The organism is Mycolicibacterium celeriflavum, from assembly GCF_010731795.1.
In the GTDB taxonomy this organism is placed as follows: Bacteria; Actinomycetota; Actinomycetes; order Mycobacteriales; family Mycobacteriaceae; genus Mycobacterium; species Mycobacterium celeriflavum.
Genome location: NZ_AP022591.1, coordinates 2,114,097 through 2,127,243 on the forward strand (window position 1 = coordinate 2,114,097; position 13,147 = coordinate 2,127,243).

Below are 13,147 nucleotides of genomic sequence, written 5' to 3' on the forward strand. Positions count from 1 at the left end.
GGACCGGAGGGCAAGTATGGGTGAGCCGATCGCCGCACACCCGGCCCTGCGCGGAATTCTCGACCAATTGGCAACCGAATCAGGCGCGGTGCCGCTGCGTGCTTCGCTAGCCGGTCTGGCACTCCGACCGGTCCGATACGGCGGGCTTGGGAAGCAACCCGACGAACTCATCTCGGAAATCTACGAGCTCTCTGCATTCGACGGGTCGCTGGGCTGGCTCGCCGCGATGTTCAACGCCGCCGCCGACGAAGTGGCGAGGCTGCCCGAGCCGGCGGCGGACGTGGTGTGGCGTTGCGCCCCGGATGCCTTGATTGTGAGCGGTTACCGAGGCGAGGGAGTTCTGTCGACCGATCGGCGACTGACCGGGCATTGGGAGTCCGTCATCGGAGCCCGATATGCGGACTGGTTGCTGCTTTCCGCGGACAACGGCGCTGCCTGTCGCGTTCTGCTGCCGCGCAGCGCTGCGCGCATCGAACCGGGCGACCACTCCGATCTGCGCACAGCCGGCGTCAGTGACGTGACTGTCTCCGGTGTGACGGTCGACGAAACGCAGGTCTTCATTGCCGATCCCGCCTCGGTGATCGCCGAAGCCGGCGCAGCAGCCGCTGTCGTGGGTTCGGCCGACGGTGCCTGGCGACAACACGTGGACCAGGTGCGGGCGCGGCTGTCCACCTCGCACGGCGGTGACGAGGTCAGCGACGCCTCATGTGCGCAGGTCGCCTGGGCCGCGTCCGACATCGACGCCGCCAAGCTCCAGATAACCGCATCCCTCCAGCTGTCGGATACAGCCGCTCGCCGGCGGGCTCACCAACAAGCCGTCGCGCGGGCGCGGGGAGCGGCCGACCGGGTGCTCGCAAGCAGCCGACATGCCCTCGATGCGGCAGATCCGGTGACCCGGATGTGGCGCGACGTGCAGGCGGGCGGCCGGCTGGCTGTTCGGCTGTTCGAACGCAGGCATCCGGCCGACGACTCCACTGAGTATCCGAACTTCAGCTGAGTGACAACCAGTTTGGGCTATTTACCAACCAGATGTCACTGGTTATGCTTGTGCCTGCTGAGGCGCAGCGCGGAAGCTGACACCGGAGGTGTGTCCTTACGCAACAGCGAAGGCTCCAATCACCAGCTTGCGCGCAAAGGTTAAGAAGATCGCCGGCACGCCTCTGTTGCGTTGACTTCAGTGGTGAGACAAAGCGAATCAAGCTGTAGGCCTGCCAGCCGGCGAATCGTTTTCAAGGATCGCCTCACAGTCTGTCAGCGATGACGGGCGGGCCAGCGGTTTCCTTTGTCGCGGCTCATCACTGCGGGTCCTGTCAAGACGAAATAGCAGGGATCTAGCAGAGGATACGGAAATATGCGTGTACCTTTGGTCGCTTTCATTGGTGTTGCGCTCGCGGCGATCTGGGCGATGCCCGGTGCCTTCGTTCCAGACGCTTCCGCGCAGCCTTGCCCGGACGTTGAGGTGGTATTCGCCCGCGGTACCGGTGAGCCTCCTGGTGTTGGCCCGACGGGACAGGCGTTCGTCGACTCGCTGCGTTCACGTGTCGGTGAAAGATCTTTTGAGGTTTATCCCGTCAACTACCCTGCGACCGACCAGTGGGGCACGGGTGTCGACGGTGTCAGGGACGCGGGATCACACGTCCTTGAGACGGTAAGGGACTGTCCGGCAACCCAGTTGGTGCTCGGCGGTTACTCGCAGGGAGCGGCCGTGATGGGCTTTGTCACCTCCCCTGAAGTGCCCGCTGGAGTCGATCCTGCGACCGTACCCAAGCCGTTGCAGCCCGAGGTCGCTGACCACGTCGCCGCGGTTGTTCTCTTCGGTATGCCCAACGTCCGGGCAATGAATTTCCTCGGCGAACCGCCGGTCGTCATTGGCCCGCTGTATGAGGCGAAGACGATCAAGGTGTGCGCCCCCGAGGACGCGGTGTGCTCTGACGGGCTGAATTTCGCCGCACACACGTCCTACGCATACGACGGCATGATCGAAAAAGGGGTGGCCTTTGCCGCCGATCGACTCGGCCCAAGTCCTGGCCAGGGCTTACCGCCGCCAGGCGGGGACGCGCCGCCGCCCGGTGACTGGGACCAGTAACCCGCTGCGCCGTAAATACCGCATTCGCTGCCGCGTCAGCTGCTGGGTCGTTGCCGTTCGGCGTCGGGATGCTCGCTGTACCAACGCTCCTCGATCTTGCGCACGCGCAGATGCTCGACGAGCAGCCAGCCGCCGCCGATGATGAACAGCGCGGCCGATCCGCTGCCCAGGCCGATGCCCACGCTGTGATGGCCTGCGCCATGCGCGGCCAGCGCCGAGACGAACAGCACCAGGGCCACGCCGATGAGAACGAGCCCTGGCATGTTCTTGGTGTCCTTCATCGACTCCCCCGCGTGCGGACGCGTGGTCCTCGCGTGGTCGACGGGATCCTTCGGGCTTTTCATCGGTACTCCTCTCTCGGCATACCTCCGCCCGGTGGTGGGCTACTGACAACGGTAGAACTACCCGACTGCGCTGAGGCAGAAACGGGCGGAGGGCGGAACATCACTGGTAGGGCGGATACTGACCGGCCTGCAGGGCTCTTGCGAGATGAGCAGCGTTGCGGGCCAGCGCGGCGGTCGTCGACGCGACCGGTTCGGGCACCTCGTCGAGTTCCTTGTAGTCCTTGCTGTGCATCGCCTCACCCGTCCAGTAGGTGCCGCCCTGGGCCGGGATGCTGTAGCCGATGTCGTTGAGCCCTTGGAAGCAGTCGGCGATCACCTTGTGCGCCCCGTCCTCGTTGCCGACGACGCCGACGACGGCGACCTTGCCCAGCATGACCGGCCGGCCCGCATCGTCGGTGTTCGACAGTTCGGCGTCGAGGCGCTCGAGTACCCGCTGGGTGACGCTGCTGGGATGGCCGAGCCAGATCGGCGTGGACAACACCAGGATGTCGGCGCGCAGCAGTTTGTCGCGGATCTGCGGCCACTCGTCGCCGTCGCCCATGTCGGCCTCGACGCCGGGCGCGATCGCATGGTCGACGCACCGAACCGACTCCGTCTTGACGCCCGCTTGGCGCAGGTTGTCGCAGATGTGCTCGGCCATCAGCGCGCTGCTCGACTCGGCCGGGCTGGGCTTGAGGCTGCACACCAGCGCGACGGCGGTGAGCGGGCGGTCGGACTTGGCCGGCGTGCTCATCCGCCGAACACCGCGGTTCCGGCGAGGACGGGCGTGCTGGTCGTCACGACCAGCAGCATCGCCGTCAGCAGCAACCAACCCGCGGCGAGCCAGGACCACGACATCTCGCACCGGCGCCAGGTTTGATGGCTGCGCAATAACCCGCGCAGTCCACCGGCCAACAGGACGGCGGGAGCCGCGAGCGCCAGCACCGTCCGCTGCGGCGCCCCGCAGGCCACACTGTCGGCTGTCGCACCCTGGCACGTGCTGACCCAGACCACGGCGGCGAAAAGCAGGACTGCGCCTGCGACCAAAATGCCGATCGCGAACCGCACCGCGTCGCGGGTCCCGGTTTCGGCACTCCTCAACTCAGTAGGACCGTGATACACGACAGAACTCTCCCCGGATTTGCTGCTGGGCCAGCGTTGATGTGTTGTGGCGCAGAATTCCCGGCCGGCTCGCTCGATAAACCTCAGGTTCGAACGCGGTTGTGTGCGGTCAGCAGCAACCTGTCGTAGGTGGAGCGCGGCGGCAACTCCTCTTCGTAGGTCAGCCCGAGGAAGTCCTGGGCGATTTGCTCGGCCAGCAGCCGCAGTTTGGTGTTGGTCTCTTGTGACCGCCACCTGAGCAGTTCGAACGCCGATTCGGCGGAGATCCGGTAGATCAGCATCAGCATGCCCTTGGTCTGCTCGATCGGGCCGCGGGCCTCGGCGATCTCGGTGACCGCCGCGCTGAGGATCTTGTTCTGGTTATCGAGCGTCGACGGAGTGACGTCGACATAGAACCCGTGGGTGCCGACCACCCGGTCGCTTTCGTCGAAAAGCTGGTCGCCGACCACCACGACATGGTGCACCTCGCCCTGGGTGTCGATGATCCGGTGCCGGGTGGAGAACGCACCCGACGTGCGGCGGATCTCGTCCAAAGTCGCGGCCACCTGGCGATAGTCCTCGGGGTGCTTGTGGGACAGCACGAGTTCGGTCGTCGGTTCGACGGTGCCCGGCTCGTAGCCGTGCATCCTCTCGACTTGCGGTGACCACTCCCACCGTTCGTCGGCGAAGTAGAACCGGAACCAGCCGACGCGGTGCGGATCACCGCCGGCAAGAGCTTGCTCGACGGGTGTCTGGCCGCCGGAATCAACCAGCTCATCGGTCATGATCGAAGGTTAGCTCGGCTTAACCTGCCGGTGTGTCGCGGCACGTCGAGCCTTCGTTTTTCGGACGACACTGGATTCGAGGCAACGCGTGGGCCGAGCGATGTCGCAGGATCGTCCTACCATCCATCGCGTGATGCGCAAGGTCTACCTGGCGGCGGCGACGACGGCGGGCCTCGGTGCGTGGCTCCTCGGGGCCGCCCCGGAGTGGAGTACGGCGCTGGGTTTGCTCGCGCCGCTCCTGCTCGTCGCCGCCCCACGCTTTCTCGCAGGAACGCTCGCCGGTGCCATGACACCCGGACCACGGGAAGACGTCACCGCGGCGATGTCGGGCGCCGAGTTCGAGGACTACGTCGCACGGGTGGCCCGATCCTGCGGGGCGCCGGTGATGATGACCGCGATCACCGGCGACTGGGGCGTCGACATCATCGTCGGCAAGCGCCCCAATCGCATTGCCATTCAGTGCAAACGCCAGTCCCGGCCGGTCGGGGCGAGCGCCGTGCAGGAAGTGGTGGCGGGTGCGCCGATGCAGGACTGCACCGTGACGATGGTCGTCACAAACCACGGATTCACAACCGCCGCACGCAAACTCGCGGAGCTGCACGGATGTGAGCTGGTCGGCGGCGCCGACCTCACGCGGTTGCGATCGACGATCCGGCGGCTGCTCGAGCCCTCGGTGCCGCCGAAGGTCGGCTGAGCGTCGCGCACCGCCCGGGGTTACCTCCCCACGTCGAGCTGTTTCGGTGGCTCACATCCGATACCCGCGCACACCGCGCGAGGTAAGCCGGCGTGAGATTCGTATACGTGGGTAATTGAAGCCTGGACACAGGAGAGGAACGACCCATGGGTTTCCCGGAACAGCAGCAGAAAATGCCCGGCGTACAGGCGCAGATGAACCCCGTTCCCGATTGCGGTGAGAACAGCTATCGCGGTTCGGGAAAGTTGACCGGTAAGCGAGCGGTCATCACAGGAGGTGACAGCGGCATCGGCCGCGCCGTCGCTATCGCGTTCGCCCGCGAGGGTGCGGACGTCCTCATCGCATACCTCAACGAAGACGAGGATGCCCAAGCGGTCGGGCGGATCGTCGAGGAAGCCGGGCGCAGATGCGTGTTGGTATCCGGCGATCTCTCCGACCAGGAGCATTGCCGATCGGTGATCGACCGGGCCGTCGAAGAATTCGGCGGCATAGACGTGTTGGTGAACAATGCCGCGTATCAGATGACCCACCAGAGCCTCGACGAAATCAGCGAAGAGGAGTGGGATTACACCTTCAAGCTCAACATCGGCGCCTACTTCCATCTGGCCAAGGCGGCCGTGCCCCACATGGGTCCCGGTTCGTCGATCATTGGCAGCTCGTCGGTGAATTCCGACATGCCCAATCCGACCTTGGCGCCGTACGCAGCCACCAAGGCGGCGATCGCCAACTTCTCGGCCAGCCTCGCGGAATTGTTGGGTGACAAAGGAATCCGAGTCAACAGCGTGGCTCCCGGACCCATATGGACTCCGCTGATCCCGTCAAGCATGCCGGCAGAAAAGGTGGCGTCGTTCGGGGAGAACACACCGCTGGGACGTGCCGGGCAGCCGGCCGAACTCGCACCAGTTTATGTTCTGCTCGCCTCCGACGACGGCAGTTATGTCTCGGGGGCGCGAATCGCGGTTACCGGCGGCCGGCCCATCCTCTGAGCGGCGACGTGCCGACGTCACCCCACCGATTCATGTTCGCGAGCGGTCGACGGCTGTGACGGCGCAAGGCGCAACGCCACCAGGCCCAAGATCGCGACGGTCAGCGCCGGGGCCCCGAACAGCACGATGGCCAGGAGAAGACCGGTGACCGATCCGCTCAGCGCGGTGGCGAAGGTAAACGCGGCGACAACCAAGCTCACGACGCAGGTGACCACCGCGATGACCGTGCCGATCGCGAGGCTGCGCGCCAATCCGTAGTAACGGAAGCTGGTGGCAACCAACACCCCGATCGTCGGAACGCCCAGGGTGGCCGCGGCCAACCAGAGCCCCTCCGACGTGCCCAGCTGACGGGACGCCGGCATCACCAGTACGGCGGCCAGCACCGCGGCGGCCAGCACACCCGCAACCGCGATACGGCGTGAATTCGTCTGTCGCATAGTGGATGGGTTCCCAACGAGCTCGAAGAAAAACCGGCTGTTAGACATGTGTTCACTAGGATGGGGTCATGGCCGAGCCCCGCCGGCGCCTCTCGCCCGCCGACCGACGCAAGGAGCTGCTGACGCTCGGCGCCGAGGTGTTCGGACAGCGGCCCTATGACGAGGTCCGCGTCGACGAGATCGCGGAGCGGGCCGGGGTGTCACGGGCGCTGATGTACCACTACTTTCCCGACAAACGCGCGTTCTTCGCCGCTGTGGTGCGGGCAGAGGGTGAGCGACTGTTCGAAGCCACCAACACGCCGCCGCGGCCGGGTCAGAGCCTGTTCGACCAGTTGCGCGAGGGCGTGCTGGCCTATCTGCGCTACGACGAGGAATACCCCCACGGCGCGTGGGCGGCGTACGTGGGTATGGGCCGCTCGGACCCGGTGCTGCGCGGCATCGAGGACATCGACACCGACCGCCAGGCCGACCGGATCCTCGCGCGGATCCACGCCGCGACCGGCCACGAGCTGGACTCCAAGGTGGATCGCGACCTGCGAATCACCGTCTACGGCTGGTTGGCGTTCACCTTCGAGATGTGCAGGCAGCGGCTGATCGACCCGTCGATCGATGCCGGCCAGGTCGCCGACGCGTGCGCGCACGGCCTGCTCGACGCGATCGGCCGCGTCCCGGGCATCCCTCCTGAGCTGCACGAAGCGGTGTCGCCGGACCGCCGCTGAACAGTGATTTCGGTGCGCTACTGATCGCTCAGCGATATGTCCTGTTTCGGGACATCGCTGACAGGTGTATGTCTCGGGACATCGCTGACACCTGAGTAAGGGCCTGGCCAGGATGGTTCATGGCCCAGAAGGTGACGGCGATGGACATTCTTGTTGCGACGGCATTTGGACAGATCCGCAACGTGTCGCAGTTCTGCCGCGATCAGCAGATCAGCCGGCAGACGTTCTACAAGTGGCGCCGCCGCTTCGGTGAGGACGGTCTGGACGGGCTCGAGGAGCGCTCGCGCCGGCCCATATCCTCGCCGGGTCAGACCGCGGCCGAGGTCGAAGAAGCGGTGCTGCGCAAACGCAAACAGCTGCTCGAAGCTGGTCTTGATCACGGTCCACAGTCGATCGTGTGGACCCTGCAACGCGAAAAGCACCCACAGGTGCCGTCGCGGGCGACGGTGTGGCGGATTCTGACCCGCCATGGGGTGATCGTCGCTCAGCCCCAGAAGCGGCCCAAATCGGCGACAAAACGGTTTTGCTTCACCCGGCCAACGACTGCTGGCAGTCCGACTGGACACAATGGATGCTCGCCGATGGCACCGCTGTGGCTATCGCTGGCACCCTGGACGACCATTCCCGGTACCTGCCCGCGCTGGCGGCCGACATCGGGCACGGCACCGCCGAGTTGGTGTGGTCGACGATGTTGGCCGGTATCACCGAATGTGGTGTCCCAGCAATGTCATTGACCGATAACGGGATCGTCTACACCGGCCGACGCAAAGGATATGAGGCGTCGTTCGAGGCTAACCTTCGCGCTCTGGGGACACGCACCATCAACTCAACCCCGTTTCATCCGCAGACCTGCGGCAAGATCGAACGGTTCTGGCAGACGCTGAAGAAATGGCTACGCGCGCGCCCTGCCCCGGCCACCATCGACGAGCTCAACGAGCTGCTCAACCAGTTCCGCGAGTTCTACAACTACCACCGCCCCCACCGCGCCCTGCGCGGGGCCACACCGGCCCAAGCGTTCAACGCCACCGCCAAAGCCCACCCCGCCCAACACGCGATGCCAGCACCGGTCTTCGTCAGCCGCCACAGCGTTGATGAACAGTCCGGCAACCTCCACGTCAAGCCTTACCGCATCGGAATCGGTCTGCGCTGGGCCGGACACAGCTGCGACGTCATCCGACAAGGCGATCACATCGCCATCTTCAGCGGCACCACCCTGATCCGAGAACTCACCGCCGACCCCACCCGCTACCACCAGCGGTGCGCACCCAACACACGGACCTACCGCACCCGCGAACCAAAACCGTCATCATGAGTGTCAGCGATGTCCCGAGACATATCTGTCAGCGATGTCCCGAGACACCACACATCGCTCAGCGATACCTAGCGCGCCCAAATCGCAAAATAGTTGTCGGTGCCGGGGTGCACCATTGATGTCGATGAGCACATCTCCCCTCGCCCGGTTCAGTGACCTGACCCGGGAGTGGTTCACCGGCACGTTCGCCGAGCCGACGCCTGCGCAGGCGCAGGCCTGGTCGGCGATCGCCGACGGCGACAACACGCTGGTCATCGCGCCGACGGGGTCGGGCAAGACGCTGGCGGCGTTCCTGTGGGCGATCGATCAGTTGGCCGACGGCGAACCGCGGCCCGCCGGAGCAGGCAGCCGGGTGCTCTATGTCTCGCCGCTCAAGGCGCTGGCCGTCGACGTCGAGCGCAACCTGCGTACACCGCTGACCGGCATCGCGCGCATAGCCGAACGGCGCGGGGTAGCCGCTCCGCAGATCAGCGTCGGCGTGCGCTCGGGCGACACGTCACCCGCTCAGCGCCGCGACCTGATCGCCCGGCCGCCCGACATCCTGATCACCACGCCGGAGTCGCTGTTTCTGATGCTGACGTCCGCGGCGCGCGACACCCTGACCGATGTCCAGACCGTCATCGTCGACGAGGTGCACGCCGTCGCGGCCACCAAGCGCGGCGCCCACCTCGCGCTGTCGCTCGAGCGCCTCGACCAACTCCGCGACACGCCTGCCCAGCGAATCGGGCTGTCGGCGACCGTGCGCCCGCCCGAAGAGGTGGCGCGGTTCCTGTCGGGGCAGGCCCGCACGACGATCGTGGCGCCGCCGGCAGCCAAGACGTTCGACCTGTCGGTCCAGGTGCCGGTGCCCGACATGGCGAACCTCGAGAACAACACCATCTGGCCGGACGTCGAGGAACGCATCGTCGATCTGATCGAGTCACACAACTCGTCGATCGTGTTCGCCAACTCCCGGCGGCTCGCGGAACGACTGACGTCGCGGCTCAACGAAATCCACGCCGAGCGCAGCGGGGTCGACCTGGAGACCGGCCCCAACCCGCAAGTCGGAGGCGGAGCGCCGGCCCAGCTGATGGCCAGCGGTGCCGCCTTGGGTGCGCCGACGTTGTTGGCCCGCGCGCACCACGGTTCGGTCAGCAAGGAGCAGCGCGCCATCGTCGAGGACGACCTCAAGAGCGGCAGGCTCAAGGCCGTCGTCGCGACGTCGAGCCTGGAGTTGGGCATTGACATGGGGGCCGTCGATCTGGTCATCCAGGTCGAGGCGCCGCCCTCGGTGGCCAGCGGTCTGCAACGCATCGGCCGCGCCGGCCACCAAGTCGGCGAGATCTCGCAGGGCGTGCTGTTCCCCAAGCACCGCACCGACCTGATCGGCTGCGCGGTGACCGTCAAACGCATGCTGTCCGGCGAGATCGAAACGATGCGGGTGCCCGCCAATCCGCTCGACGTGCTGGCACAGCACACGGTCGCGGCGTGTGCGCTGGAACCGCTGGACGCCGACCGCTGGTTCGACGCGGTGCGGCGCAGTGCCCCCTTCGCCACCCTACCGCGCAGCGCGTTCGAGGCGACGCTGGATCTGCTGTCGGGCAAGTACCCGTCGACCGAGTTCGCCGAGTTGCGGCCCCGCCTGGTGTACGACCGCGACACGGGCACACTGACCGCCCGGCCCGGTGCCCAGCGCCTTGCGGTCACCAGTGGCGGCGCAATCCCCGACCGCGGCCTGTTCACCGTGTACCTGGCCACCGAATCCGAAAAACCGTCCCGCGTAGGTGAACTCGACGAGGAGATGGTCTACGAGTCGCGGCCCGGCGACGTGATCTCGCTGGGCGCGACGAGCTGGCGGATCACCGAGATCACCCACGACCGCGTACTGGTGATCCCGGCGCCCGGACAGCCGGCCCGGCTGCCGTTCTGGCGCGGCGACAGTGTCGGCCGACCGGCCGAACTCGGCGCGGCGGTCGGCGCCTACACCGGTGAACTTGCCCGCCTGGACAAGGACGCATTCGACGACCGCTGCCGCGCAATGGGTTTCGACGCGTTCGCCGCGGACAACCTGTGGCAGCTGATCGACGACCAGCGCCAGGCGACCGGCGTCGTTCCGTCGGACACCACGTTCGTCGTCGAACGGTTCCGCGATGAACTCGGCGACTGGCGCGTCATCCTGCACTCGCCCTACGGCCTGCGGGTGCACGGCCCGCTCGCGTTGGCGGTGTCGCGACGGCTGCGGGAGCGCTACGGCATCGAGGAGAAGCCCACCGCATCCGACGACGGCATCATCGTGCGGCTGCCCGACACCGAAGACGCCGCGCCCGGCGCAGATCTGTTCGTGTTCGACGCCGACGAGATCGAGCCGATCGTCACCGCCGAGGTGGGCGGCTCGGCCCTGTTCGCGTCGCGGTTCCGCGAATGCGCTGCCCGCGCGTTGCTGCTTCCGCGCCGCCATCCCGGCAAGCGGTCACCGCTGTGGCACCAGCGTCAGCGCGCTGCCCAGCTGTTGGACGTCGCGCGCAAGTATCCCGACTTCCCGATCGTGCTGGAGGCGGTGCGGGAATGCCTGCAGGACGTCTACGACGTGCCCGCCCTGACCGAGCTGATGCACCGGGTCGCACAGCGCAGGCTGCGCATCGTCGAGGTCGAGACCGCCACGCCGTCCCCGTTCGCCGCGTCGCTGCTGTTCGGCTACGTCGGCGCGTTCATGTACGAGGGCGACAGCCCGCTCGCCGAACGACGGGCCGCGGCGCTGTCGCTGGACAGCGTGCTGCTCGCCGAGTTGCTGGGTCGGGTGGAGCTGCGCGAACTGCTCGAACCGCAGGTCATCACGAGCACGACCCGGCAACTGCAGCACCTCAGCGACGACCGCCGGGCCCGTGACGCCGAAGGCGTCGCCGATCTGCTGCGGTTGTTGGGCCCGCTGACCGAAGCCGAGATCGTCGAGCGCTGCACGACTTCCGATGTGGGCGGCTGGCTCGACGGGCTGCGGGCCGCCAAGCGCGCGCTGACCGTCTCGTTCGCCGACCAGACGTGGTGGGTGGCGATCGAGGACATCGGCCTGCTGCGTGACGGGGTGGGGGTCGCCGTGCCGGTGGGGGTGCCGACGGCGTTCACCGAATCGGTCGACGATCCACTCGGCGAGCTGATCGGGCGCTACGCCCGCACCCGCGGACCTTTCTCCACGCACGACGCGGCTGCCCGGTTCGGCCTCGGCCTGCGCGTCACCGCCGACGTGCTGGGCCGAATGGCGGTCGACGGCAAGCTGATTCGCGGCGAGTTCACCGATGCCCCCGTCTCCGACCCGGTGGGCGGCGAGCAGTGGTGCGACTCCGAGGTGCTGAAGATCCTTCGGCGCCGTTCGCTCGCCGCGCTGCGCTCGCAGATCGAGCCGGTCAGCACCGCGGCCTACGGCCGGTTCCTGCCGGCGTGGCAGCTGGTCGGGTCGACGCAGAACACGGGCGTCGACGGTCTCGCCGCGGTGATCGATCAGCTTGCGGGCGTGCCGATTCCGGCGTCGGCCGTCGAGCCGCTGGTGTTCGGTCAACGTGTCCGCGACTACCAGCCCGCACTGCTGGACGAACTGCTGGCCTCCGGCGAGGTGACGTGGTCGGGTGCGGGGCAGATCGGCAGCGGCGACGGCTGGATCGCATTCCATCCGGCCGAATCGGCGCCGTTGACGTTGAGCGCCCCCACCGAGATCGAGTTCACCGACATCCATCGGGCGATTCTCGACACGCTGGGCTCATCCGGTCAGGGTGGCGGGGCGTACTTTTTTCGTCAGCTCGCTGACACCTTCTCCCGCCGCCTGGCCGACCATCCCGGCGAGGAGCACAAAACCGCGCTCTGGGAACTGATCTGGGCGGGCTGGGTCACCGGCGACACGTTCGCGCCCGTGCGCGCGATGCTGATGGGCACCCGCGGCGCGCACGGTCGGCGAAGCGCACCCGCGCACCGGCAGCGGCAACGGGCGCCGCGGTTGAGCCGATACAGCGTCGCGCACGCCCAGACCCGCAACTCCGACCCGACGGTGGCCGGCCGGTGGTCGGCGCTACCTGCGGCCGAACCGGAGTCGACCGTGCGCGCACACTTTCAGGCCGAGCTGCTGCTCGGCCGGCACGGCGTGCTGACCAAGGGCGCGGTCGGCGCGGAGGGGGTGCCTGGCGGCTTCGCGATGCTCTACAAGGTGCTGACCGCGTTCGAGGACGCCGGCCGTTGTCAGCGCGGCTATTTCGTCGAGTCGCTGGGCGGAGCGCAGTTCGCGGCGGCCTCGACCGTCGACCGGTTGCGCACCTACCTGGACGAAGTGGACCGCGACCATCGGGAGTATCGCGCGGTGGTGCTGGCGGCGGCCGATCCGGCCAACCCCTACGGTTCCGCGCTGCCGTGGCCGGCGAAGCGCTCGGACGACGACGTCACCCACCGTCCCGGCCGAAAGGCGGGAGCACTGGTCGCTCTCGTGGACGGCGAACTCGTGTGGTTTCTGGAACGCGGCGGCCGCTCGCTGCTGAGTTTCACCGGTGACACCGACGCGCACATCGCCGCCGCGGCAGCCCTGGCCGATCTCGTCGGCAGCGGCCGGGTGGGGTCGTTGCTCGTCGAGAAGGTCAACGGGGTACCGGTGCTCGAACCGGGCGCCACCGGCGAGAGGGCTAGCGTGCACGACGCACTGCTCGGCGCGGGCTTCGCCCGCACACCACGAGGCCTGCGGTTACGCTGACG

12 protein-coding genes and 1 pseudogene are annotated in these 13,147 nt (G+C 67.2%); 8 read left to right on the forward strand and 5 right to left on the reverse strand.

Features of this window, described 5'->3' with window-relative positions:
- Positions 1-16: 16 nt before the first annotated feature.
- Together G6N18_RS10370 and G6N18_RS10375 are read left to right on the forward strand one after the other, a co-directional pair.
- Complete coding sequence (locus G6N18_RS10370) at positions 17-997, forward strand: acyl-CoA dehydrogenase family protein (RefSeq protein WP_083006434.1); 981 nt, start codon at positions 17-19, stop codon at positions 995-997.
- A 408-nt stretch (positions 998-1,405) separates the two neighbouring features.
- Positions 1,406-2,086, forward strand: a complete 681-nt coding sequence (locus G6N18_RS10375; protein ID WP_407663579.1) for a cutinase family protein — start codon at positions 1,406-1,408, stop codon at positions 2,084-2,086.
- Positions 2,087-2,121: 35 nt separating this feature from the next.
- On the opposite strand, the gene usfY is transcribed toward G6N18_RS10375, so the two are convergent.
- From usfY to G6N18_RS10395, 4 genes are all read right to left on the reverse strand, one after another.
- On the reverse strand, positions 2,122-2,430 hold the full coding sequence (usfY, locus tag G6N18_RS10380) for a protein UsfY (RefSeq protein WP_059099061.1): 309 nt from the start codon (positions 2,428-2,430) through the stop codon (positions 2,122-2,124).
- A gap of 100 nt (positions 2,431-2,530) precedes the next feature.
- The gene (locus G6N18_RS10385) at positions 2,531-3,163 is read right to left on the reverse strand and encodes a flavodoxin family protein (protein WP_067214585.1); all 633 of its coding nucleotides are present in this window, start codon (positions 3,161-3,163) and stop codon (positions 2,531-2,533) included.
- Positions 3,160-3,510: a hypothetical protein gene (locus tag G6N18_RS10390; RefSeq protein WP_234806252.1), complete on the reverse strand. Its 351-nt coding sequence runs from the start codon at positions 3,508-3,510 to the stop codon at positions 3,160-3,162. The genes G6N18_RS10385 and G6N18_RS10390 overlap by 4 nt, the downstream gene beginning before the upstream one ends.
- Before the next feature lie 104 nt (positions 3,511-3,614).
- The gene (locus G6N18_RS10395) at positions 3,615-4,295 is read right to left on the reverse strand and encodes a PAS and ANTAR domain-containing protein (RefSeq protein ID WP_083006440.1); all 681 of its coding nucleotides are present in this window, start codon (positions 4,293-4,295) and stop codon (positions 3,615-3,617) included.
- A 133-nt stretch (positions 4,296-4,428) separates the two neighbouring features.
- Here G6N18_RS10395 and G6N18_RS10400 point away from each other — a divergent pair, with 133 nt between their 5' ends.
- Together G6N18_RS10400 and G6N18_RS10405 are read left to right on the forward strand one after the other, a co-directional pair.
- Positions 4,429-4,989 (forward strand): restriction endonuclease, encoded by a 561-nt coding sequence (locus tag G6N18_RS10400; RefSeq protein ID WP_083006442.1) that lies wholly within the window; start codon positions 4,429-4,431, stop codon positions 4,987-4,989.
- A 146-nt stretch (positions 4,990-5,135) separates the two neighbouring features.
- Positions 5,136-5,975, forward strand: coding sequence for a glucose 1-dehydrogenase (locus G6N18_RS10405; RefSeq protein WP_083006444.1), 840 nt, complete (start codon positions 5,136-5,138; stop codon positions 5,973-5,975).
- 17 nt (positions 5,976-5,992) lie between these two features.
- Here G6N18_RS10405 and G6N18_RS10410 read toward each other — a convergent pair whose 3' ends face one another.
- The gene (locus G6N18_RS10410) at positions 5,993-6,412 is read right to left on the reverse strand and encodes a hypothetical protein (RefSeq protein WP_083006446.1); all 420 of its coding nucleotides are present in this window, start codon (positions 6,410-6,412) and stop codon (positions 5,993-5,995) included.
- Between the two features lie 68 nt (positions 6,413-6,480).
- Here G6N18_RS10410 and G6N18_RS10415 point away from each other — a divergent pair, with 68 nt between their 5' ends.
- From G6N18_RS10415 to G6N18_RS10425, 4 genes and pseudogenes are all read left to right on the forward strand, one after another.
- Positions 6,481-7,131, forward strand: a complete 651-nt coding sequence (locus G6N18_RS10415; protein ID WP_083006448.1) for a TetR/AcrR family transcriptional regulator — start codon at positions 6,481-6,483, stop codon at positions 7,129-7,131.
- 140 nt (positions 7,132-7,271) lie between these two features.
- A pseudogene (locus tag G6N18_RS24530) lies at positions 7,272-7,532 on the forward strand (helix-turn-helix domain-containing protein); the annotation flags it as partial.
- Positions 7,533-7,654: 122 nt separating this feature from the next.
- Positions 7,655-8,443 carry an integrase core domain-containing protein gene (locus tag G6N18_RS10420; protein WP_244960079.1) on the forward strand — a complete coding sequence of 263 codons (789 nt, stop codon included), beginning with the start codon at positions 7,655-7,657 and terminating at the stop codon, positions 8,441-8,443.
- A gap of 124 nt (positions 8,444-8,567) precedes the next feature.
- The gene (locus G6N18_RS10425; protein ID WP_083007384.1) at positions 8,568-13,145 is read left to right on the forward strand and encodes an ATP-dependent helicase; all 4,578 of its coding nucleotides are present in this window, start codon (positions 8,568-8,570) and stop codon (positions 13,143-13,145) included.
- Positions 13,146-13,147 lie beyond the last annotated feature (2 nt).

Bases quoted from the DNA above. Each gene is read 5' to 3' on its own strand.
- G6N18_RS10410 (WP_083006446.1), bottom strand. From the start codon at position 6,412: ATGCGACAGACGAATTCACGCCGTATCGCGGTTGCGGGTGTGCTGGCC.
- G6N18_RS10400 (WP_083006442.1), top strand. From the start codon at position 4,429: ATGCGCAAGGTCTACCTGGCGGCGGCGACGACGGCGGGCCTCGGTGCG.
- G6N18_RS10415 (WP_083006448.1), top strand. From the start codon at position 6,481: ATGGCCGAGCCCCGCCGGCGCCTCTCGCCCGCCGACCGACGCAAGGAG.
- usfY (WP_059099061.1), bottom strand. From the start codon at position 2,430: ATGAAAAGCCCGAAGGATCCCGTCGACCACGCGAGGACCACGCGTCCG.
- G6N18_RS10375 (WP_407663579.1), top strand. From the start codon at position 1,406: ATGCCCGGTGCCTTCGTTCCAGACGCTTCCGCGCAGCCTTGCCCGGAC.
- G6N18_RS10385 (WP_067214585.1), bottom strand. From the start codon at position 3,163: ATGAGCACGCCGGCCAAGTCCGACCGCCCGCTCACCGCCGTCGCGCTG.
- G6N18_RS10370 (WP_083006434.1), top strand. From the start codon at position 17: ATGGGTGAGCCGATCGCCGCACACCCGGCCCTGCGCGGAATTCTCGAC.
- G6N18_RS10395 (WP_083006440.1), bottom strand. From the start codon at position 4,295: ATGACCGATGAGCTGGTTGATTCCGGCGGCCAGACACCCGTCGAGCAA.
- G6N18_RS10425 (WP_083007384.1), top strand. From the start codon at position 8,568: ATGAGCACATCTCCCCTCGCCCGGTTCAGTGACCTGACCCGGGAGTGG.
- G6N18_RS10405 (WP_083006444.1), top strand. From the start codon at position 5,136: ATGGGTTTCCCGGAACAGCAGCAGAAAATGCCCGGCGTACAGGCGCAG.